Origin of the sequence: Acidiphilium sp. PA (assembly GCF_026191915.1) — a bacterium.
Lineage (GTDB): Bacteria > Pseudomonadota > Alphaproteobacteria > Acetobacterales > Acetobacteraceae > Acidiphilium.
The window spans coordinates 18,429-39,659 of the sequence record NZ_JAIMBY010000024.1 but is presented as its reverse complement, the minus strand read 5'-3'; the positions used below and the strand labels follow the sequence as shown (position 1 = coordinate 39,659).

Sequence of the window (21,231 nt, the reverse complement as noted above, 5' to 3'; positions counted from 1 at the left end):
CCCCAGCGCCTCGCCATCACCAAGCCCGCAAGCCCCGGATCAACGCACCGGCGCTTCCGCGCGACTGCCCAATGTCTGGTTGTAAAGCCCGCATGACGCCCAAAGCCGAATGCGGCTTCATGAATTTTTCAGGTTAGCAGGGCGATGGTGTGGCGGGCGATGATGGCTTCTTCGTCGGTCGGGATCACCCAGACTGCGATTTTTGCGTGCGGGGCGCTGATGATCGGGCCGGCGCGGTCGTTGGCTGAAGGGTCGAGCGTGATGCCGAGATGGCCGAGCCTGTCGCAGATCATGCGACGGACCGGGGCGGCGTGTTCGCCGATGCCGGCGGTGAAGATCAGTGCGTCGAGCCCGCCGAGCGCCACGGTGAGGCCGGCGATTTCGCGCGCGGCGCGGTGGCAGAACAGATCGACCGCGAGGCGGGCATCGGCCTGGTCGCTCGCCAGCAGGACGCGCATATCAGAGTCGAGGCCGGAGACGCCGCGCAGGCCGGATTCACTGTACAGGATATGGCTGATCGCATCCGGCGCCAGGGTTTCATGCTGCGCCATGTAGAGCACCACGCCGGGGTCCAGCGCGCCGGTGCGGCTGCCCATCATCAACCCGTCGAGCGCTGTGAAGCCCATGGTGGTATCGACCGAGCGGCCGTTGCGCATGGCGCAGGCGCTGGCGCCGTTGCCGATATGGGCTGCGATCACCCGCCCGGCGGCGCGGACGGGGTCGAGCGCCGCGAAGCGGTGGGCGATGAATTCGTAGGACAGGCCGTGAAACCCGTAGCGCCGGACGCCGGCGGCATGGTAGCGCGCCGGCAGTGGCAGGCGGGTCGCGACCGGCGGCATGGTGTGATGAAACGCGGTATCGAAACAGCCGATCTGCGGCAGACTGGGGCGGATGGCGGTGATCGCACGGACTGCAGCCAGATTATGCGGCTGATGCAGCGGGGCCAGCGGCGTCAGCCGGTCGAGCGCGGCCAGAGTGCCGGGGTCGAGCCGGACCGGGGCGATGAAATCGGACCCGCCGTGGACGATGCGGTGCCCGACGCCGATCAGACGATCGCCCCCGAGATGGGTTTCGGCCCAGTCGAGCAGCGGCGTCAGCAGATCTTCGTGCGAGAGGGTCGCGCCATCGGGCCAGTGGCGATCGACCACGCGTTTGTCGTCGCGATCGAAGCCCTGGAAATGCGGGGCCTCGCCGATCTGCTCGATCTGGCCATGGGCGAGGCGCGCGCCGCCGGTTTCGACCATCGCGAATTTGATGCTCGATGAACCCGCGTTCAGGATCAGCACCGCATCAGCCATTGCCAGGCGCCATCATCGGCCCGGACGGGCCGCGGAACAGACGGGGCATTTGTACGGCCGGTTGGTCACGATGACGAGCACACGCCGGATGTGGTTGATCGGCGTTCGTTCGTGGTTCATGTCGCCGGCGGCGTTGTTGCGGCGCCCGCCTGTGCGAGTGCGGCGAAGCCGCCGCCGCTGACATGGGCGACGTGATGCAACCCGATGTCGTGCAGGGTTTTTGCGGCGAGCGCGGCGCGCCCGCCGGAGGCGCAGAACAGAACGAGGCGTTTGCCGCTGGTGAGCGCGGGTTCGTGCATCGGGCTCGCCGGGTCGGCCTTGAATTCGAGCAGGGCGCGAGGGGCGTTGACGGCACCGGCGATGCTGCCGGTCTTGGCGAGTTCGGCCGGATCGCGCACATCGATGAAGGTGACGCTGTGATCGCCGATCAGCTTCACGGCTTCGGCAGGGGTGAGGCGCTCTGTGACGCGCGCGGCTTCGGCGACGTGCTGGCTTGAACTGTATGACATGGCTGCCTCCTTCGAAAGACCTGACGGTGATATCGTTGGTCGCGGCGACGATGACAATAGTGAAATGAATGGCCGCAGTCCTCCCGCACCAATTTTATGCGGCCGGGGCAGATTGACTGGATTAATTTCAGGGTTTGATTTGGATCAATGACCCGCGGCGCGCTTGCGCCTCTGATGCGCCGGTCGGGACCCGCGGATACGGCCACCGATTTTCGATCATCGCGCGACGACTTCGGCTCGAAGGCCAGAGAGGTTGCGGATGATTTTCTCCAACATCGGGGTCAGACATGAAAGCGCTTATCTATCACGGTCCGGGCAAGCAATCGCTCGACGATCACGCCAAACCGGTCATCATCGCGCCGACCGATGCGATCGTGAAAATCAGCAAGACGACGATCTGCGGTACCGATTTGCACATCATGAAGGGCGATGTGCCGACCTGCACGCCGGGGCGGATTCTGGGGCATGAGGGTGTCGGCGTGATCGAGACGGTGGGGGCCGGGGTTTCGGCGTTCAAGCCGGGCGACCATGTGCTGATTTCCTGCATCAGCGCCTGCGGCCGGTGCGCCTATTGCCGCAAATCGATGTATTCGCATTGCACAACCGGCGGCTGGATTCTCGGCAACAGTATCGATGGCACGCAGGCCGAATTCGTGCGCATACCCTACGCCGACAACAGCCTGTATCACATTCCCGCAGGCGCGGATGAAGAGGCGCTGGTGATGCTGAGCGACATTCTGCCGACCGGGTTCGAATGCGGCGTGCTCAACGGACGGGTGCAGCCAGGCAGCGTGGTTGCCATTGTCGGCGGCGGGCCGATTGGTCTGGCCGCATTATTGACCGCGCAATTCTACGCGCCGGCCGAGATCATCATGGTCGATCTCGATGACAATCGCCTCGAAATCGCCAAGCGTTTCGGTGCCACCGCGACGGTGAACAGCGGCGATGGCAAGGCTGTAGAGACGATCATGGGCATGACCGCGGGGCGCGGTGTGGATACCGCGATCGAGGCGGTCGGCATTCCGGCCACGTTCGAGTTGTGCGAGCGTATCGTTGCACCGGACGGCGTGATTGCGAATATCGGCGTGCACGGCACCAAGGTCGATCTGCATCTGGAACATTTGTGGGATCGCAATGTCACGATCACGACCAGGCTGGTCGATACCGTGAGCACGCCGATGCTGCTCAATGTGCTGCGCGCCAACAAGATCGATCCGAAACGCCTGATCACGCATCATTTCGAACTCGATCAGATTATCGAAGCGTATGACACCTTTGGCCACGCCGCGAAATCACACGCGCTGAAGGTCATCATCACGGCGTGAGCCAAAGCTGGCTTTACGCATAACAACCGAAAAGGACCAATTCCATGGGTTATCAAAGCGTCAATCCGTTCGACGGCAGACTGTTGCAGACGTTCGTCGAACTCTCCGATGCGCAGCTTGAAGCAAAAATCGAGACCGCGACGGCATGTTTCGAAAGCTGGAAGCACAAATCCTACGCCGAGCGCGCGGTGATCGTGAACAAGGCTGCCGCCATCATGCATGACCGGGCCGATGCGCTTGCCCATATCATGACGCTTGAAATGGGCAAGCGGATCAACGAGGCGCGCGGCGAGGTGGAGTTCAGCTCCAACATTCTCGCCTATTACGCCAAGAACGCCGCGAAGTTTCTGGCCCCCGAGGAGCTGCACCCGGTGATCGGTGATGCGCATATGGAGAGCACGCCGATCGGCGTGATCTTTGGCGTGGAGCCCTGGAACTTTCCATATTATCAGCTGGCACGGGTCGCCGGGCCGCATCTGATGGCGGGCAATGTGCTGATGGTCAAACATGCCGGCTGCGTGCCGCAATGCACGATCGCGTTCGAGAAAATCTGGATCGAGGCGGGCGGGCCGCTTGGGCTCTATACCAATCTGCTGATCACGCATGAGCAGACCGAAACCGTAATCGATGATGCGCGCATCAAGGGCGTGGCGCTGACCGGCAGTGTCGCCGCCGGCCGCTCGATTGCAGCACGCGCCGGGCAGAATCTGAAGCCGTCATCGATGGAGTTGGGCGGCAGCGATGCGTTCATCGTGCTCGACGATGCCGATCTGGATCATACCGTGAAGTGGGCGGTGTGGGGGCGCATGTATAACGGCGGACAGACCTGCTGTGCGGCCAAGCGGTTCATCGTGGTCGAGGCGCTGGCCGACGAGTTTCTTGAACGGTTCAAGGCCGCACTGGGTGCGTTGAAAGCCGGCGATCCGCTCGATGAGGCGACCACGCTGGGTCCGCTGTCGACCGAGGCGGCGCTGGTACAGTTGCTCGAACAGGTCAAGGTCGCGGTGGCGCATGGTGCCACGGTGGTGCTGGGCGGCAAGCGCATCGATCGTCCCGGTTCGTTCATGCAGCCGACCATCCTGACCGATGTGAAGCCGGGCAACCCGGCGTTTCGCGATGAGTTCTTTGGCCCGGTCGCGATGTTCTTCCGCGTCAGGAACGAGGATGAGGCGATTGCGCTGGCCAATGATTCCGATTTCGGGCTCGGCGGCTCGGTGTTCACCAAGGACATCGCGCGCGGCAAGCGGGTGGCCAGCCGGGTCGAGACCGGCATGATGTTCATCAACAACATCTCCTGGTCCGATGCCGAACTGCCGTTCGGCGGCATCAAAGACTCCGGCTATGGCCGCGAGTTGGGCGACATGGGCATTCAGGAATTCGTCAATAAAAAACTGGTCCGTTATGCCGCTGTCGCGGCACCGGTCTGACGCAGAGCCTCGTTTAACAGATCAGCTGCAATAAAGGGATTACCATGTACGTCAACGTCGCCGTCTTGAAGGAAACCCAGGCGCATGAGCGGCGCGTGTTGCCGAAGGTGACAACGGCGGGCGGCACGATCGGGCCGGCCAAGGTTCTGGTGATGGGGCTGGGGGTCGCGGGGCTCGAAGCGGTCGCGACCGCGCACCGGCTCGGCGCGATGGTCGAGGGGTATGATGTGCGGCCAGATACCGCGGGGCAGATCGCCTCGCTGGGGGCCAAATTCGTGGCTACCGGCGTCGATGCGACGGGCAAGGGCGGCTATGCGCGCGCGCTGACCCCGGCCGAAACCACGAAGATCGATGCCGTGCTGACCACGCATATCCAGCAGGCGGATCTGATCATCACCACCGCCGCCATCCCCGGCCATCGCTCGCCGCGGCTGATCAGCAAGGCGCAGGTTGCGGGCATGAAAATGGGTTCCGTCATCGTCGATCTTTCGGCCGAGGGTGGTGGCAATTGCGAGGCGAGCGTGCCGGGCGAGACGGTGCGGGTGGGTGGCGTGAGCATTGCGGCGCCGCTCAACGTGCCGTCCTGCCTACCGGCGGATGCCAGCGCGCTCTATGCGCGCAACGTGTTCAACCTGCTCGCGCTGATGCTCAAGGACAATGTCATCACGATCGACTGGCAGGACGACATTCTGGCGCAGACCGCCATCACCCACGCCGGCAAAAGGGTCACGCCGAAGGCGACAACCCCGCAGAAAGCGGCATGAAAGCGAGATTGTCATGATCCAGATCGATAGTTTCACCGGGCTCTATATTTTCATGCTGGCGGGGTTTGCCGGCTGGATCATCATCGGCCGGTGCCGGCGATTTTGCATACGCCGCTGATGTCGGGCTCGAATTTCGTCCACGGCATCGTGGTGATCGGCGGCATCATCGTGCTGCTCGATGCGACGACGCTGACCGAACGCATCATCGGCTTCATCGCCGTGCTGCTGGGCGCCGGCAATGCCGCCGGCGGCTATGCGGTGACCGGCCGGATGCTCGCGATGTTTCAGACCAGCGCGCATCCGGCGCATGCAAGACGGCCGGCGCACAAGCGCGCTGCCTCTCACAAGAAAGTCTGAGCCATGATCGATCAGATTTCCCAATTATTGGTCGGCGCGGTCGATCTGGTGGCGGCATTTCTGCTGCTGTACGGTCTGCACCGGATGGCCTCGCCGGTTACGGCACCGTCGGGGATTTTCGTCGCCGGCATCGGTATGGCGGTTGCGATTCTGGTGACGTTTCTCGACATCGTCGGCGTCAGTGCGGCGGCGCGGCCGTTCCTGCCGGTCAATATCGGGCTCGCGCTGCTCGCGCTGGTGATCGGTGGCGGGGTTTCGTGGTGGGGTGGCCGCAAGGTGGCGATGACCGCGATGCCGCAGATGGTCGCGATTTACAACGGCATGGGCGGCGGTGCCGCGGGTTCGATTGCGGCAGTTGAATTGTTCGCCCGTCACACCACCGGCATCGTGCCGCTGGTGGTGACGGTGCTGGGTGCCTTGATCGGTGCGGTTTCGTTTGCGGGATCGATCATCGCCTGGGCGAAATTGCAGGGCATTCTGACCAGGCCGCTGCGTCTCCCGTTCATGCGCTACATCAATCTCGCGCTATTTGTGCTGAGCCTGTCAGCGGGTGTGATGATCGCGGTGCTCAGCCGGAGCAGCGCGGTTTCGCCCGATTTCATCTATGGGTTCTTCAGTCTGGCCATGCTGTTCGGCATCATGCTGACGTTGCCGATCGGCGGTGCCGATATGCCGGTGGTGATTTCGATCTATAATGCGTTCACCGGGTTGGCGGTGGGGCTCGAAGGGTTCGTGCTGCAGAATCCGGCCCTGATGATTGCCGGCATGGTGGTGGGTGCTGCCGGGCTGATGCTGACGATTCTGATGGCACGGGCAATGAATCGTTCGATCGCCAATGTGCTGTTTTCGAATTTCGGCGATGCGCCCTCGCATGGCCATGGCGCGATCAAGGGCGAAATGAAACCGACCTCGGCGGCCGATGCCGGCACGTTCATGCGCTACGCCAAAAGCGTCATCATCGTGCCCGGCTATGGTCTGGCCGCGGCGCAAGGCCAGCAGAAATTGTTCGAATTCGTCAAACTGCTGCAGGCGGATGGGGTTTCGGTGAAATTTGCGATCCATCCGGTCGCCGGCCGCATGCCGGGCCAGATGGATGTGCTGCTCGCCGAGGCTGGCGTGCCGTACGACATGATTTTCCAACTCGATGACATCAACACCGAATTCGCCGAGACCGATGTGTCGCTGGTGATCGGCGCCAATGACGTCGTCAATCCCGCGGCGCGCACCGACAAATCCTCGCCGATCTTTGGCATGCCGATCCTGAATGCCGACAAAGCCAAGCAAGTCTACGTCATCAAACGCGGCCAGGGCAAAGGCTATGCCGGTATTCAAAACGCGCTGTTCTACGCTGAGAATTGCAACATGGTCTATGGCGACGCCGCAGCGGTGCTCGCCATCATGATCGAGGCCGTGCGCGGCCTCGGAACCAAGGCGGCAGCGTAATCACACCCTGCAACAGGAGATAATCATGGCAACCACAATGCATTGCGCGTTGGTCGAAGCCTTCGGGAAACCGCTGGTGCTGCGCGAATGGGCGATCCCCACGCCCGGCCCGGGCCAGATCGTGGTCAAGACCGAGGCCTGCGGCGTCTGCCACACCGATCTGCACGCCGCCCAGGGCGATTGGCCGCTGAAGCCGAAACTGCCGTTCATTCCCGGCCATGAGGGCATCGGCATCGTCTCGGCGGTCGGCGCGGGGGTCACGATTGTCAAGGCAGGTGATCGGGTCGGCGTGCCGTGGCTCTATTCTGCCTGCGGTCACTGCGAATATTGTCTGACCGCGTGGGAGACGGTGTGCGCCGAAGCGGAGTTCGGCGGCTATACGAAAAACGGTGGTTTCGCGGAATATAGTCTCGCCGACCCCGATTACGTCGCGCATATCCCGTCCGGGCTCGATGCGCGTGCGGCAGCACCGATCATTTGCGCGGGCATCACCACCTACAAGGGGCTGAAGGAAACCGGCGCGCGGCCGGGCGAATGGGTCGCCATTTCCGGCGCCGGCGGTCTTGGGCATCTGGCCGTTCAATATGCCAAGGTGATGGGGCTGATGGTCTGCGCGGTCGATATCGACGATCGCAAACTGGCCCGGGCCACCGTGCTCGGCGCCGATTGCGTGGTCAACGCCAGATCGGGCGATCCGGCCGCAGCGGTCAAAAAACTCACCGATGGTGGCGCTCACGGCGTGCTGATCACCGCACCCTCGCTGATCGCCTTCAACCAGGGTGTGGCGATGACGCGCAAGCACGGCATTTGCGTGCTGGTCGGCCTGCCGCCGGGTGAATTTCCGATCCCGCTGTTCGATGTGGTGGCCAACTGCATCACGATCCGCGGTTCGTTCGTGGGCACCAGGCACGACATGGCCGAGGCTCTGGGTTTCGCCGCCCAGGGCAAGGTGAAAGCCGATATCGAACTGCAACCGCTCTCGGCGATCAACGAGGTGTTGCAGCGCCTTGAGCATGGCGATGTGCCGGCGCGGGTGGTGATCGACTTCGCGCATACCTAAGTCCACGCAGTGTCATTCGACGACAAACGGAGAGATCATGCGCGATAGCGATGAAGACGGACCTCTATCGGCCGATCTGCTGCGGCGGATGGATGGTTACTGGCGGGCGGCGAATTATTTGTCGGTCGGGCAGATCTATCTGAAGGACAATCCGCTGCTCGATGTGCCGCTGACGCTCGACCACATAAAGCCGCGGCTGCTGGGCCATTGGGGCACCACGCCGGGGCTCAATTTCATCTATGTTCATCTCAACCGGATGATCACCGAACGCGATCTCGACATGATCTATATTGCCGGACCCGGTCATGGCGGGCCCGGTGTGGTGGCGCAGACCTATCTCGAGGGTTCCTATACCGAGCGCTACCCGGATATCGAGCGCAGCCGCAATGGGCTGCATCGCTTGTTCCGGCAATTTTCCTGGCCCTATGGCATTCCGAGTCACGTCTCGCCGGGCACGCCGGGGTCGATCCACGAAGGCGGCGAACTCGGCTATTCGCTCGCCCATGCCTATGGCGCGGCGTTCGATAATCCGGGGCTGATTGTCAGCTGCGTGATCGGCGACGGCGAGGCCGAAACCGGCGCGCTGGCGACCAGCTGGCATTCGAACAAATTTCTCAACCCGGTGCGCGACGGCGCGGTGCTGCCGATTCTTCATTTGAACGGCTTCAAGATTGCCAACCCGACCGTGCTCGCGCGCATTCCGCCCGATGAGCTGGACGCCCTGCTGCGCGGCTATGGCTATGAGCCGCATGTCGTTGCCGGTGACGATCCCGCGCTGATGCATCAGGCGATGGCGGCGGCGCTCGATCTCGTGTTCGACAAGATCCGCGCGATCCAGACCAGTGCCCGGGCCGGCCGCGACGGCGCCACGCCGGAACGGCCGCGCTGGCCGATGATCGTGCTGCGCAGTCCGAAGGGCTGGACCGGGCCGAAATTCGTCGATAACAAACCGGTCGAAGGCACCTGGCGCGCGCATCAGGTGCCGCTTGCGGATTTCAAAAACCCGGATCATCTCACGCAACTCGATGAATGGCTGCGCAGTTACCGGCCTGACGAATTATTCGATGCGCAGGGCGGGCTGCGCGATGATTACGCCTCGCTCGCGCCCACCGGCCATCGCCGCATGGGGGCCAACCCGCACGCGAACGGCGGTGAGGTATTGGTCCCGCTGGTGATGCCGCATCTCGATGACCATGCGGTGAGCGTACCCGCGCCGGGTTCGGTCACCGCCGAGGCGACAAGGGTGCTTGGTGGGTTTTTGCGCGAGGTGATGAAGCTCAATCTTGCTGCCGCGAATTTCCGGCTGTTCGGCCCTGACGAGACCGCCTCGAACCGGTTGGATGCCGTCTATCAGGTCAGCGGCAAGGCATGGATGGCGGCCACGATCCCGACCGACACCGACCTGAGCGCCCAGGGAAGGGTGATGGAGATTCTGAGCGAGCACCTGTGCGAAGGCTGGCTCGAAGCCTATCTGCTCACCGGGCGGCACGGATTGTTCACCTGCTACGAAGCCTTCATCCATATCATCGATTCGATGTTCAACCAGCATGCGAAATGGCTCAAGGTCAGCCGTACCATCGCCTGGCGCAAACCGATCGCCTCGTTGAATTATCTGCTCACCTCGCATGTCTGGCGGCAGGATCATAACGGGTTCTCGCATCAGGACCCTGGTTTCATCGACCATGTCGCCAACAAGAAGGCGGATGTCGTGCGGATCTATCTGCCGCCGGACGCCAACTGCCTGCTCTCGGTCGCCGATCATTGTTTGCGGAGCCGTAACTATATCAATCTGATCGTCGCCGGCAAGCAGCCGGAGTTCCAGTGGCTCACGATGGAGCAGGCGGTGCGCCACTGCGCCGCCGGGGCGAGCATCTGGGACTGGGCGAGCGATACCGCGGGCGAGCCCGATGTGGTGATGGCCTGCGCCGGCGATGTGCCGACGCTGGAGACCATGGCGGCGGTGACGTTGCTGCGCGATTACGTGCCGGACATTCGCATCCGCGTGGTCAATGTGGTCGATCTGATGGCGCTGCAACCGCAATCGGCGCATCCGCACGGGTTGGACGACCGGGATTTCGATGATCTGTTCACCACCGACAGGCCGGTGATCTTCGCCTTCCACGGCTATCCCGCGATGATCCATAAACTGGTCTACCGGCGGCATGGTCACGATCATTTCCATGTGCGCGGCTATCAGGAGGAAGGCACCACGACCACGCCGTTCGACATGGTGGTACTGAACAACCTCGATCGTTATCAGCTGGCGCTCGATGCGATCACGCGCATCCCGCGCCTGCATGGCGCGGTCGAGGCGGCGACCGCGCGGTACTGGACCACGATGGAACGCCACCGGCTCTATATCGGCGAGCACGGCGAGGACATGCCGGAGGTGCGCGACTGGCGGTGGGCGCGATGAGCGGATGATCCGGCACCGCGCATGCCGATGAGGCTGAGCCGGATGATGCCTTGCCGCTTGACGCGCCCGGCGTTTGACCCCGCCGGGCGGCGACCCTAAACCCACCCCATGACCGATCAAGACATCAAATCCCCCACCAGTTGGCCGTTCCGTGAGGCGGAGCGCGTCGCCCAACGCCTTGCCCGTTCGGGGAAAACCCATGCGCTGTTCGAAACCGGCTACGGCCCCTCCGGCCTGCCGCATATCGGCACGTTCATGGAGGTGGCCCGGACCTCGTGGATCCGCCTCGCCTTCAGCAAACTGACCGGTCTGCCGTCGAAACTGCTCGCGTTTTCCGATGATATGGACGCGCTGCGCAAAGTGCCCGGCAACGTGCCCCGCCAGGAGATGCTGCAGGCCTACATCGGCCAGCCGCTCACCCGCGTGCCGGACCCGTTCGGCACCCATGCGAGCTTCGGCGCCCACAACAATGCTCGTCTGCGCGCCTTTCTGGATGGTTTCGGCTTCGAATACGAATTCGCCTCCTCGACCGACTATTACACCAGCGGCCGGTTCAATGATGCGCTGCGCGTGGTCGCGGCGCGGCACGACATCATTCGCGATATCATCCGCCCCACGCTCGGGCCGGAGCGGCGCGCCACCTATTCGCCCATCCTGCCGCTGCACCCGCGCACCGGCGTGGTCATGCAGGTCGCGATCGATGCGGTCGATGTCGATGCCGGCAGCGTCACCTGGCGCGATCCGGAGACCGGCGCCGTGTTCGAAACCTCGATCTACGATGGTGCCGCCAAGCTGCAGTGGAAGGCCGACTGGGCGATGCGGTGGTACGCGCTCGGCGTCGATTACGAAATGTCCGGCAAGGATCTGATCGATTCCGTGCGGCTCTCCAGCGCCATCGTGCGCGCGATGGATGCCGAGCCGCCGGAAACCTTCACCTATGAACTGTTCCTCGACGACAAGGGGCAGAAAATCAGCAAGTCGAAGGGAAATGGGCTTTCGGTCGAAGAGTGGCTGAACTACGCCCCGGCCGAAAGCCTCGGCCAGTTCATGTTCGCCTCGCCGCAGCGCGCCAAGCGCTTGTTTTTCGACGTGATCCCCCGCGCGACCGATGATTACCTGACCAGCGTCGATGCGCTCTGCGCCGGCACCGGCACCGCGGAGGATAATCCCGCCTGGTTCATCCACGGCGGCGTCATTCCCAATTCATCCGGCAGCCCGGTGCCGTTCGGCATGCTGCTCAACCTTGCCTCGGTGGTGAACGCCGAAACGCCGGACATGCTCTGGGGCTTCATCCGTGCCTACCGGCCGGATGCCAACCCCGATTCCTCGCCGTTTCTGGCCCGGCTGGTCGATTTCGCGGTGAAATACTACCAGGATTTCGTCAAGCCGACCAAGCGCTACCGCGCCGCCACCGAGCTCGAACGGGCGGCGCTGCACGATCTGGCGCGCGCGCTCGCCACCGCGCCTTCCGATGCCGATGCGCTGCAAACCCTGCTCTACGATGTCGGCAAGCGGCATGCCTTCGCATCCCTGAAGGACTGGTTCGGCTGTCTTTATCAGGTTCTGCTCGGCCAGTCCGAAGGCCCGCGCTTTGGCGGGTTCATCGCGCTGTACGGAGTGGCGCCGACCATCAGCCTGATCGAACGAGCGCTGGCGCGCGAGCCGGCTGCCGCCGACTGATCACGCGCTCGAAGATCGCGCGTTGCCCGGCGCTGATCTCGCGCCAGCCATGCGCCTCGGCATAGGCGCGCGTCGCGGCCCTGGCCGGCGGATCGGCCAGCAATGATTGCAAGGCCGCGGCAAGGGCAGCCGGCGTGAAATCCGCCGCGACCAGCCCGGCGGCGCGCGCGCGCACCACCTCGTCATTGCCGGCGGCCGGTGAGGCCACCACCGGCGTGCCGCATGCCATGGCTTCGAGCAGCACGTTCGCCCATCCCTCGCGGCTCGAGGCGAGAACGAGGCAGGCCGCGCCGCTGTAGTAGGCCGGTAGCCGCGGCTGCGGCATTGCGCCGACCAGCCGCACCCGTGCGGCAAGGCCGCGTGACTTCGCCAGTTGGGTCAACTGCTCGCGCTCCGGCCCTTCGCCGGCGATCACCAGATCATGCCCGGCGAGCACCGTATCCGCGAGGGCGGCAAACGCCTCGATCACCCGATCATGGCCCTTGCGCGGGATCAGATGGCCGACCGACAGGATATAGGGGTTGTCCAACCCGATCGCGGCACGCGCCGCCGCGCGGTCGAGCGGGGTGAACAGCGTGATATCCACCCCATTGCGCAACGTGGTGATGTTTGCGGCATCGGCGCCGAGCGCGGCCAGCCCGCGGCCGAGCGCATCGCTCACCGTGATGAGCGCATCCGCCTGGTGGATCGCCGCGCCAATCAGGCGGCGGGGCCGGGCGAAATCCGGCCATTGGGTCACATCCGACCCGCGCGCCGTCAGCACCAGCGGCAGGGAAAAGTCCCGCGCCAGCCAGGAAGCGGCCACGCCGTCGGGATAGAGGTAATGCGCATCGATCGCATCGGGCTGGTAGCCCTCGGCGATCAACCGGCGCAGCGCGGCCCTGAGCGCCCAGTACAGGGTATGCGGCGTCAGTGCCTGGCCGATGCGCGGGATCGCGAGATAGCGTGGATGCCGCACATCGATGCCGAACCGCGTCTCGCGCGCCGGGGCCGCGGCGCGGCGTGCCCAGTCGCCGAGCCGTGCGGCGCGGGCCGGTAGCCACGCCACCGGCGCGAGCACGACGCTCTCGACCGGCTCATCGGCCAGCAGATGCCGCAGCCTTGTTTCGACGAACACGCCGTGCGAGGGCATCGCGAGGTTCGGAAACAGCGTGGAGATCGTGACGAGCCGGAGCGTCATCGTCTCCGGTGGCCGCCCGCGCGGTCCCGCCAGGATGCACCGGCGCGGCGCGGCGGCGCATTGCCCGGCTCGGCGGCCGGCGGCGCCGCGTCTTCAGCCCAGTCGAACGGCGACCATTGGCGCCTGGCACCGGGCGCGCCGCGGCCCTCCTGGGCGACCCAATAGGCGAGCCAGACGACGGCAAACAACCCGGCGAGAAAAAAGAGACCTTCCATCTTCGTCTATCCCTGCACACCGCGCCGGCCGCGCCACGCGGGCCCGATCGCGCGCGGCGCCGCGGGTGGTGCCACGCGGCCGCGCGACAGCACGGCCGGCACGGTCTGCACGATCGCCCCGAGCGCGCCAACCATGACGAGCAGCGTGTAGAACAGGCTGTAGTAACCGAGCGACAGGAATGAGCCGCCGACGAGGAACGCGATCATCGACACCTCGATCATCCGGCATAATTCATCGATCCACCGCAAGGAGGGATCGCCCCTGGTGCGCCAGCGGATGCGATGCAGCTTGATCACGGTGACCACATTCAAGGCGATGAAAATGAACAGAAGCGTAAAACCGCCCTGGCTGACCAACTGGAACCAGAGGCTATGGGTCGCGCGCTGATGGGCGTCGGGATAATACCGATGGATGACGGACGGACTGGCGGTCGCCTTGAAACCGGCGCCGACCAGCGGATTGGCGAGCGCGATGCCGAACGCCTGGCGCCACACGATCAGCCGGTCGTTGGCGGAATCCGAGTGGTGGAAATGCTGGATGCTGTGCATCCGCGCCACCCATTGCGCCGGCATGAAACTGATGGCGACGGCGAGGCCGATCGCGATCAGAACGCCGGATTTGATCCGGCCTTTGCTGTTCCACCACAGGAAGGCGCTCATCGCGAACAAGGCGAGCAGTCCGCCGCGCGAATAGGTGCCGACCACGGCGATCACGGTCAGCAGCATCGCGATCGTCAAGCCGATCCGCACGACACGATGCGCCGAAATCACGCGCAGGTAATTCATCAGCGGCAGCACCGTCAGCAACCCGACCGCCAACTGGTTGTTGTCGGCGAGAATACTGTTGGGCGGGCCGTAGACGTGATCGTTGCCGCCGCTCAGCAGCGTGAACAGGCCGCCCTTGACGCCATAATAGCCGATCGCCACCACGATCAGCCAGACCAGCGCGTGGATGCGCATGCGCGTCGTCATCAGCGCGCCGACCAGCAGTAGGAATCCCATCGACTTTAGCAGATCGGTGTAGACCGGCAGCACGATCGTACTCGGCGCCTGCGCGAAGATGGTGCTGATCGTCGCCTGAAGCAGAAAGGCGATTACCAGAATCGTCACGCCGTTGACCGAAAACGTCTTCGGCTCGCGGTTGATGACGCAACCCACCACGGTCGCCAGCGCCACGATCAGTGCGACCGGCAGGGCGCCGGTCATGCCATAGGTTTCCTGCTGCGGGCTCATGAAGGTGAAGCATTCATAGCCAACGACGCCGGCCATCGGTTTCATCAGCGCCAGAACAGTCAGCGCCGCCAGAAACGCCAGCAGGATCAGGCTATGGAGCATGTGGCGTGGCCCGTCCGATCGTCAGCTCAGGATTTCGTGAGGCTGGCATCGAGCTTCTCCGCTGCCGCCCGGTCCGGGAACGGGGCCTTGTCGGCTAATACCGGTTTGAGCACGGCGGCGGCTTTGGCCTTGTCGCCGGACTCTGCCAGCACGGTGGCATAATGATACGCAACGCTCGGATCGTTTGGCATGCCTTGATGCGCCTGATCGAGCAACACCAGCGCCTGGGCCGTGTTGTTGGCCTGCCTGGCGAGAATCCAGCCGAGCGTATCGGCGATCTGCGGCGTCGGGCTGATCGCATAGGCCCGGGCAGCCAGACCGGCAGCGGCCTTGTCCTTCTGTTTGCCCGCGATCCACGCGAGGTTGTTCAGCGCCAGCACATCGTTGGGCGCCTTGTTCAGCGCGCTCTGATAATGCGCCGCCGCACCCGGCAGGTCGTTGGCCGCGAGCGCGACCTGCCCGGCGGCGTTTTCCAGCGCCGGTGTCGGGCCGTAGGTCTTGATCGCCGTATCGAGCGTCGCCTTGGCCGCCTGCGGATCACCGCTGATCGCCTGCGCTTCGGCGAGGGTGAGCGCGATCAGGGCGGAGGGGTGCGCCTGGTCCGCCGCCTGAAGCGCCGCGATCGCGTGTTTGGGCTGGTGATTGGCCAGATACAGCTTGCTGGGCAGCACCAACGCCGCCGGCTGGTGTGCCGGGTTCGCCGCCAGCTTGTTGGCGGTCGCGAGGGCCGCCTTCATGCCGCCCCGCTTGAACGCGAGCCCGACCCTGGTTTGCAGCAGGGTCGGGTTGGTCGGGTCCACGTTCAGCCCTTCGGCGAGAACCGCCTCCGCGCCGGACTGATCCTTGGCGCTGACATCGAGCCGGATCAGCGCCAGCCGGGCGGCCAGATTATGGGGGTTCTGCTTGATCAGTGCCGCGAGGTCGGTCTTGGCGCCGGGCACATCCTTGCCCGCCAGCGCCACCTGCGCCTTGGCGGCCAGAATCGTCGGATTGTCCTGCAGTTTCGGATCGACGCCATCGAGCAAGGCCTTGGCCTGATCGAGTTTTTTCAGGCGGATATCGAGGCTCGCGATATCGGCGATAAACACCGGATTATCGGGCGCGGCCTTGTGCGCCTGCTGTAGGACCGTGTTGGTTTTGGCAAAATCGTTGGTGCTCGCGAGCAGCGCGGCCAGCGCAGAGACCGCCGCCTGATTGGTCGGGTCGGCCTTGACCGCCTTGGCCGTCATCGTGATCGCCGCGGCCTGATGGCCTTGCAGCAGGGCGATGTGCGCGAGGCCGAGCATTGCGCCGACATTGCCAGGCTGCGCTTTCAGCGTGGTCTGATAATCCGCCTGCGCGGCCGGCAGGTCGAACGCCGCGAGGTGCAGTTCCGCTGCCAGCATCGCGCCGGCGGCGGGACCTTTCAGATGATCGAGCTGCGCGATCGCCGCGGTCGCGACCGGCTGATTGCCACTGGCGATCGCCGCCTGGGCAAGGGCCGCCTGCAAAATCGGATCGGACGGGTTGAGCGCCACCGCCTTCTGAAACGCGACCGTCGCACCATGCACATCGCCGGTCGCCAGCTCGATCTGGCCGAGATGCGCAAGCGGCGCCGGACTTTTGGGCGCGAGGCCGGCCGCCAATTTCAGGTCGGCCTTGGCCTGCGCGATATTGCCGATCGCCTGTTCCGCAGCGGCATGCAGCATGGTCATGCCATAATCCTGCTTCGCGGCCGCGCCGGCGGCCTCGATCGTCGACAGGGCGACGTGCGGATGATGGTTTTTCAGCGCGAGCGCCGCGAGCAGGCGCCGCCCGGCCGGATCGGCGGGAACATGCGCCACATAATGCGCGGCGTCCTGCTGTGCCGCGGCGAACTCACCCAGATGCAGCAGGGTTTCCGCCTGCAGAAAGTAAGCGCCCGGCAATTCCGGCATGATCGGCGACAGGCGTTGCAGCACCGCCTGGGCCTGCTTCCATTTCTGGTGGCTGACATAGAGCCCGGCCTGCAGATAGAGCGCGCCGACCGAGCCGGGGGCAAGTTTGAGAACCGAGGAAATCTGTGTCTGCGCCTGGGCCGGCTCGCCCGCGGCGATCAGCGCATTCGCCAGCGTCAGCCGTGCGGTCAGATCGCTCGGGTCCTTGGCGAGGAGCGTGTTGAGCGCGGCGATGGCATCTTTCGGCTTGCCATTCCCCAGCGCGGCGCGCGCCTCGGCGAGCATCACCTGATGATCGTTCGGGTCGAGGGCTTTGGCTTGCGCCAGATCCTCCGCCGCCCCCTGCGTGTCACCATGTGCGAGCGCCGCCGTCTGCAACGCCAGCCAGACGGCGGGCAGTTTGTCATCGAATCCCTTGGCCTTTGCGAGGTCCGCCGTCGCGCGGTCCGGCTGATGCAGCGCCTGTTCGGCGGCGGCGCGGCCGAGTTCGATGCGGGCGCCGGTATCGCCGGTCGCCGCGCCGAGCGGGAAATCATGCAGCAGATCGATGTAGCGCCGCTGCGCCAGATAGGAATCCAGCAGCAGGGTCAGCGCGCGGTTGGGCTGATAGTGTGCGGCGCGCGCGGCGCGGGCCTCGCGTTCGGCCGAGACCGGACTGCCGAGTGTGAGATCGAGCTTGGCCAGCATGAAATTGGCCGGACCATCGGTGATATGATTGCGCAGGTAATTGCGCAGCACCAGCATGGCATCGCGCGGCTTGCCCTGCGCGAGGTAGCCCTGCGCGCGCGCGACCGGGTCGGCGTGGGCGAGGCCGATGGCCGACAGAACCAAAGGTGTTGCGACGATAAGACTGCGATAGAGCTGTTTCATGAGGATTCTGATTCCGTAATCGGTTCGGATTGATCGTTCGAATATCCGGCTTTGACGAGATCGGCGATGCCGAGCGACTCGATCAGCGCGTAGAGTGTCGGCCGGCTGACGCCAAGCCGCCGGGCGGCCGTGGCAATCGAGCCCTGCGAATGCGCGACGGCGATCTGAATCGCCTCGCGCTCGGCGCGCTGGCGGGCGGTTCGCAGATCGACCACCGCGGCATCGGCCGGCGCGAGTTCGAGATCGGCCGGTTCGACAAAGCGGCCCTCGGCCATGATCGCACCGCGCCGGATGCGATTTTCCAGCTCACGAATATTGCCGGGCCACGAATGCGCGGCGAGCGCCGCAATCGCCTGTTCCGACAGGCCGATGACGCGCCGGCCGGATTCGCGGGCGAACCGCGCGAGGAAATAGCGCCCGAGCAGCACGGCATCGCCCGGCCGCTCGCGCAGCGGCGGGATCCGCACCGAGACGATGTTGAGCCGGTAGAACAGATCCATCCGGAATTGCTGGCTCTCGACCCTTTGTTCGAGGTTCTGATTGGTCGCCGAGATGATGCGTGCATCGACCGGGATCGATTTCCGCCCGCCGACCCGCTCGATCACATGTTCCTGCAGAAAGCGCAGCAGCTTCACCTGCAGGCTCATCGGCAGGTCGCCGATTTCATCGAGGAACAGGGTGCCTTTCTGTGCGAGCTCGACGCGGCCCAGCGTCTGGCGCACCGCACCCGTGAAGGCACCGCGCTCATGGCCGAACAACTCGCTTTCCAGCAGATGTTCGGGGATCGCGCCGCAGTTGATCGCGATGAAGGGGCCGCCGGCGCGCGGGCTGAGGTCGTGCAGCGCGCGCGCGAGCACTTCCTTGCCGGTGCCGCTGTCGCCGAGCAGCAGCACCGGCACATCGGTCTGCGCGAGTTTTTCGATATCGCGGCAGATCTTGAGCATCGAATCCGCCGCCGTGATCACGCTCTTGATCGGGCTGGAGCCGGCGATGGCGCCGAGCGCGCGGTTTTCGGCCTCCAGATCGAACAGCCGGAACGCGCGGTCGACGATCAGGCGGAGCACGTCGATATCGACCGGTTTTTCGTAAAAATCATGCGCGCCGTGGCCGATCGCGTGGATCGCATTGCGCTTGGCGCCGTTGCCCGTGGCGACGATCACCTTCATGTCGGGGCAGATCGCCAGCAGATCGTGCAGCGTCGCGAACCCTTCGGTCACGCCATCCGGGTCCGGCGGGAGACCAAGATCGATCACCGCGACGGCTGGACGGTCGCGGTCCAGCACCGTCATCGCCTCTGCGCGGGAATTGGCGGTCAGCACGGTGCGGCCGGGAAACGCCCAGCGATACTGCCGGCAGAGCCCGTCGTCGTCTTCGACGACCAGAAGTTTATCGCGGTCAGGATCGGTCATGCGAGCAGGAGTTTCACATTCTGAGCGGCAGGGTCAAGGATGGGAAAGGTCAACCTGATCACGGTGCCGATACCGACCGTGCTGGATATCGTGAAGGTACCGCCTGCGGCGTGCACGAGTTCGCGCGCCTGGAATGCGCCCAGACCGAACCCGCTGGCTTTCGATGAGGTGAAGGGGCGAAACAGTTGATCGCGGATGAAACTGTCGGACATGCCGACACCGCGATCCGTGATCGTGATCACGAGATTCGCGGCTTCATGCTCGACCTGGACGGACACGATTTCGCCGGCGGCGGAAGCCTCGATGGCGTTGTCGATCAAATGGTTCATCACCGCATCGAAGGCGGCGGGCTCCATCGCGATCTCGCCGCTGCGGTCATCGATGTCGAGCACCACGCCGACCGCCCCCTTCGACCACGCGGCCGTGCCAAGGCCGCGCAGCCGCGCGGCGGCATCGAGGCGCACCGGCGGCTGAACCTCCGGCGATTTCAGCCGGGTCAGCATCGACTGGATCTTGCCGACCGATCCGCGCAGCGTCGCCATCATGTCGTCGCGAAATTCGGGATCGTCCATATGGTGATCGGCGTTCGAGACCAGCAGCGCCAGCTGGTTGGCGACGTTCTTGATATCGTGCGCGACGAAGGCGAAGCGCTGCCCGGCCGCGGCGAACCGCCTGGCTTCCGCCAAAGCCTCGGCGGCCCGGCGCTCGGCCAGCATCAGCGAAATCTCGCGCGCGATCACCCGCAGCAGGGCGAGGGCTTCATCATCCAGCGGGGCCGCAGCCCGTGGGGCGCCGAGCAGAACCAGACCGAGCGGCACCGAGGACCGCGGGTCGGGCAGCGAGACCGCAAGCCAGCAGACCGGCCTGGTATCGATCGTGATAGGCGGAGCCGCCGTATCGATCCGGCAGAATCCGTCCCGCGCAAGCGCTGCGAGCAGCGGATGGGCATGATCGATCGGGGCTTGCGGACCGCGCATGTTCCACTCGCCCGCGTTGGTGAGCGTCAGCGTCTCGGCTGCGGCATCGCGCAGCAATAGCACGCCGGACGGGCTGTCGATCGTATCGGCCAGCGCCTTGATGACCCGCTGCGGCAGCCCGCCCTGTTCGACCGCCGCAAGCGTTTCGATGCAGCGCAGCCACTCGCGGCGGTAATCGTAGCGCTGGGCGAAAAAATTGGTCACGATCGTGTGACGCAGCTTCGACCGGGCGGAGCCCGAACTCGCGAGCACCGAAACCAGCACGATGCCGGTGAACACCAGCGCGATTTCCAGCACCGACCCCCAGTCGTTGCCGTAATGGCGCAACAGGCTGCCGGTGACGCCGAGCCCGACCAGGAACGAACCGCCGAGGATCAGGCTGCTCGTATAGAAAGCGGCGCCATGCGACATCTGCACCTTGTTGCGCCAGCGGCGCATCCGCCGTTCGGTCCCGATGAACAGCGGCAGCACGATCACATAGACGATCGCCTGGGCCTGGATCAGGCTGGCCGACAGGCGCTTGTGGATGATCGCGTCGCCATACAGCAGGAAGGTGAACAGCGCCATCGTCCCGATCGCGATGAGCGGCAGGTTGATGTGCCAGCGGATGTCCTCATCCGCGTTGCGATAGATATTCTCAATCAGGATCAGCATGACCAGGGCAAAAAACAGCCGGGCCTCGATCAACAGCCCATCGATCCGAAACGCGGCGCTCAGGCCGCTGAATGCGGCCGCCACGGCACTGACGACGCCAAACAAGATCAAGATGCGGATGGCGGAACGGATCCGCGGATCGGGCACCGCCGTAAAGCGCCGCGCGAGCGTGCCAAGGGCACCGACCCAACCGGCGGTCTGCAGGAACCAGGCGGCATCCTGCAATGATGGCGCGATCAGAAAACTGGTCGCCCAGACCGCCGTCAGGCCGGCGGCAATCGCGACACCCGCGGCGCGCCGCCACACAAACAGGCCAATCCCAAGGATCGCATAGCTCACCGCGACGCAGGCGTACACGACGGCAATGATCGTCATGGTTGGACCATCGCCCGCTGC

Annotated in this window: 15 protein-coding genes and 1 pseudogene; 8 read left to right on the top strand and 8 right to left on the bottom strand. The window is 64.7% G+C overall.

The window, feature by feature from the left end; genetic code table 11:
- Nucleotides 1-128: 128 nt before the first annotated feature.
- Nucleotides 129-1,298, bottom strand: coding sequence for an acetate/propionate family kinase (locus AruPA_RS18530; protein ID WP_265638245.1), 1,170 nt, complete (start codon nucleotides 1,296-1,298; stop codon nucleotides 129-131).
- A 116-nt stretch (nucleotides 1,299-1,414) separates the two neighbouring features.
- Nucleotides 1,415-1,807 carry a rhodanese-like domain-containing protein gene (locus AruPA_RS18525; protein WP_265638244.1) on the bottom strand — a complete coding sequence of 131 codons (393 nt, stop codon included), beginning with the start codon at nucleotides 1,805-1,807 and terminating at the stop codon, nucleotides 1,415-1,417.
- Between the two features lie 287 nt (nucleotides 1,808-2,094).
- Here AruPA_RS18525 and AruPA_RS18520 point away from each other — a divergent pair, with 287 nt between their 5' ends.
- The 8 genes and pseudogenes from AruPA_RS18520 to AruPA_RS18485 all read left to right on the top strand — a co-directional run bounded on the left by AruPA_RS18520 (nucleotide 2,095) and on the right by AruPA_RS18485 (nucleotide 12,279).
- On the top strand, nucleotides 2,095-3,132 hold the full coding sequence (locus tag AruPA_RS18520) for a zinc-dependent alcohol dehydrogenase family protein (RefSeq protein WP_265638243.1): 1,038 nt from the start codon (nucleotides 2,095-2,097) through the stop codon (nucleotides 3,130-3,132).
- A gap of 44 nt (nucleotides 3,133-3,176) precedes the next feature.
- Nucleotides 3,177-4,559 (top strand): NAD-dependent succinate-semialdehyde dehydrogenase, encoded by a 1,383-nt coding sequence (locus AruPA_RS18515; protein ID WP_265638242.1) that lies wholly within the window; start codon nucleotides 3,177-3,179, stop codon nucleotides 4,557-4,559.
- Between the two features lie 44 nt (nucleotides 4,560-4,603).
- Nucleotides 4,604-5,323, top strand: a complete 720-nt coding sequence (locus AruPA_RS18510; protein WP_265638241.1) for a hypothetical protein — start codon at nucleotides 4,604-4,606, stop codon at nucleotides 5,321-5,323.
- A 13-nt stretch (nucleotides 5,324-5,336) separates the two neighbouring features.
- Nucleotides 5,337-5,680: pseudogene (locus tag AruPA_RS18505) on the top strand (proton-translocating transhydrogenase family protein).
- A 3-nt stretch (nucleotides 5,681-5,683) separates the two neighbouring features.
- Complete coding sequence (locus AruPA_RS18500; RefSeq protein WP_265638239.1) at nucleotides 5,684-7,123, top strand: NAD(P)(+) transhydrogenase (Re/Si-specific) subunit beta; 1,440 nt, start codon at nucleotides 5,684-5,686, stop codon at nucleotides 7,121-7,123.
- Between the two features lie 25 nt (nucleotides 7,124-7,148).
- Nucleotides 7,149-8,183: a zinc-dependent alcohol dehydrogenase gene (locus AruPA_RS18495; protein ID WP_265638238.1), complete on the top strand. Its 1,035-nt coding sequence runs from the start codon at nucleotides 7,149-7,151 to the stop codon at nucleotides 8,181-8,183.
- A gap of 37 nt (nucleotides 8,184-8,220) precedes the next feature.
- Nucleotides 8,221-10,599, top strand: coding sequence for a phosphoketolase (locus AruPA_RS18490; RefSeq protein WP_265638237.1), 2,379 nt, complete (start codon nucleotides 8,221-8,223; stop codon nucleotides 10,597-10,599).
- A gap of 108 nt (nucleotides 10,600-10,707) precedes the next feature.
- Nucleotides 10,708-12,279 (top strand): lysine--tRNA ligase, encoded by a 1,572-nt coding sequence (locus AruPA_RS18485; protein ID WP_265638236.1) that lies wholly within the window; start codon nucleotides 10,708-10,710, stop codon nucleotides 12,277-12,279.
- On the opposite strand, the gene AruPA_RS18480 is transcribed toward AruPA_RS18485, so the two are convergent.
- The 6 genes from AruPA_RS18480 to prsK are packed head-to-tail and all read right to left on the bottom strand — an operon-like array spanning nucleotide 12,230 to nucleotide 21,210.
- Nucleotides 12,230-13,459, bottom strand: coding sequence for a glycosyltransferase (locus AruPA_RS18480; protein WP_265638235.1), 1,230 nt, complete (start codon nucleotides 13,457-13,459; stop codon nucleotides 12,230-12,232). The genes AruPA_RS18485 and AruPA_RS18480 overlap by 50 nt on opposite strands.
- Entirely contained in the window at nucleotides 13,456-13,674 is a 219-nt protein-coding gene (locus AruPA_RS18475; protein WP_265638234.1) for a hypothetical protein, read from the bottom strand. Before AruPA_RS18475 ends, AruPA_RS18480 begins: the two co-directional genes overlap by 4 nt.
- Before the next feature lie 6 nt (nucleotides 13,675-13,680).
- On the bottom strand, nucleotides 13,681-15,009 hold the full coding sequence (locus tag AruPA_RS18470; protein WP_265638233.1) for a putative O-glycosylation ligase, exosortase A system-associated: 1,329 nt from the start codon (nucleotides 15,007-15,009) through the stop codon (nucleotides 13,681-13,683).
- Between the two features lie 26 nt (nucleotides 15,010-15,035).
- Entirely contained in the window at nucleotides 15,036-17,795 is a 2,760-nt protein-coding gene (prsT, locus tag AruPA_RS18465) for an XrtA/PEP-CTERM system TPR-repeat protein PrsT (RefSeq protein ID WP_265638232.1), read from the bottom strand.
- Nucleotides 17,792-19,204, bottom strand: coding sequence for a PEP-CTERM-box response regulator transcription factor (gene prsR, locus AruPA_RS18460; RefSeq protein ID WP_265638231.1), 1,413 nt, complete (start codon nucleotides 19,202-19,204; stop codon nucleotides 17,792-17,794). The genes prsT and prsR overlap by 4 nt, the downstream gene beginning before the upstream one ends.
- The gene (gene prsK, locus AruPA_RS18455; protein WP_265638230.1) at nucleotides 19,201-21,210 is read right to left on the bottom strand and encodes an XrtA/PEP-CTERM system histidine kinase PrsK; all 2,010 of its coding nucleotides are present in this window, start codon (nucleotides 21,208-21,210) and stop codon (nucleotides 19,201-19,203) included. Before prsK ends, prsR begins: the two co-directional genes overlap by 4 nt.
- Between the last annotated feature and the right edge of the window lie 21 nt (nucleotides 21,211-21,231).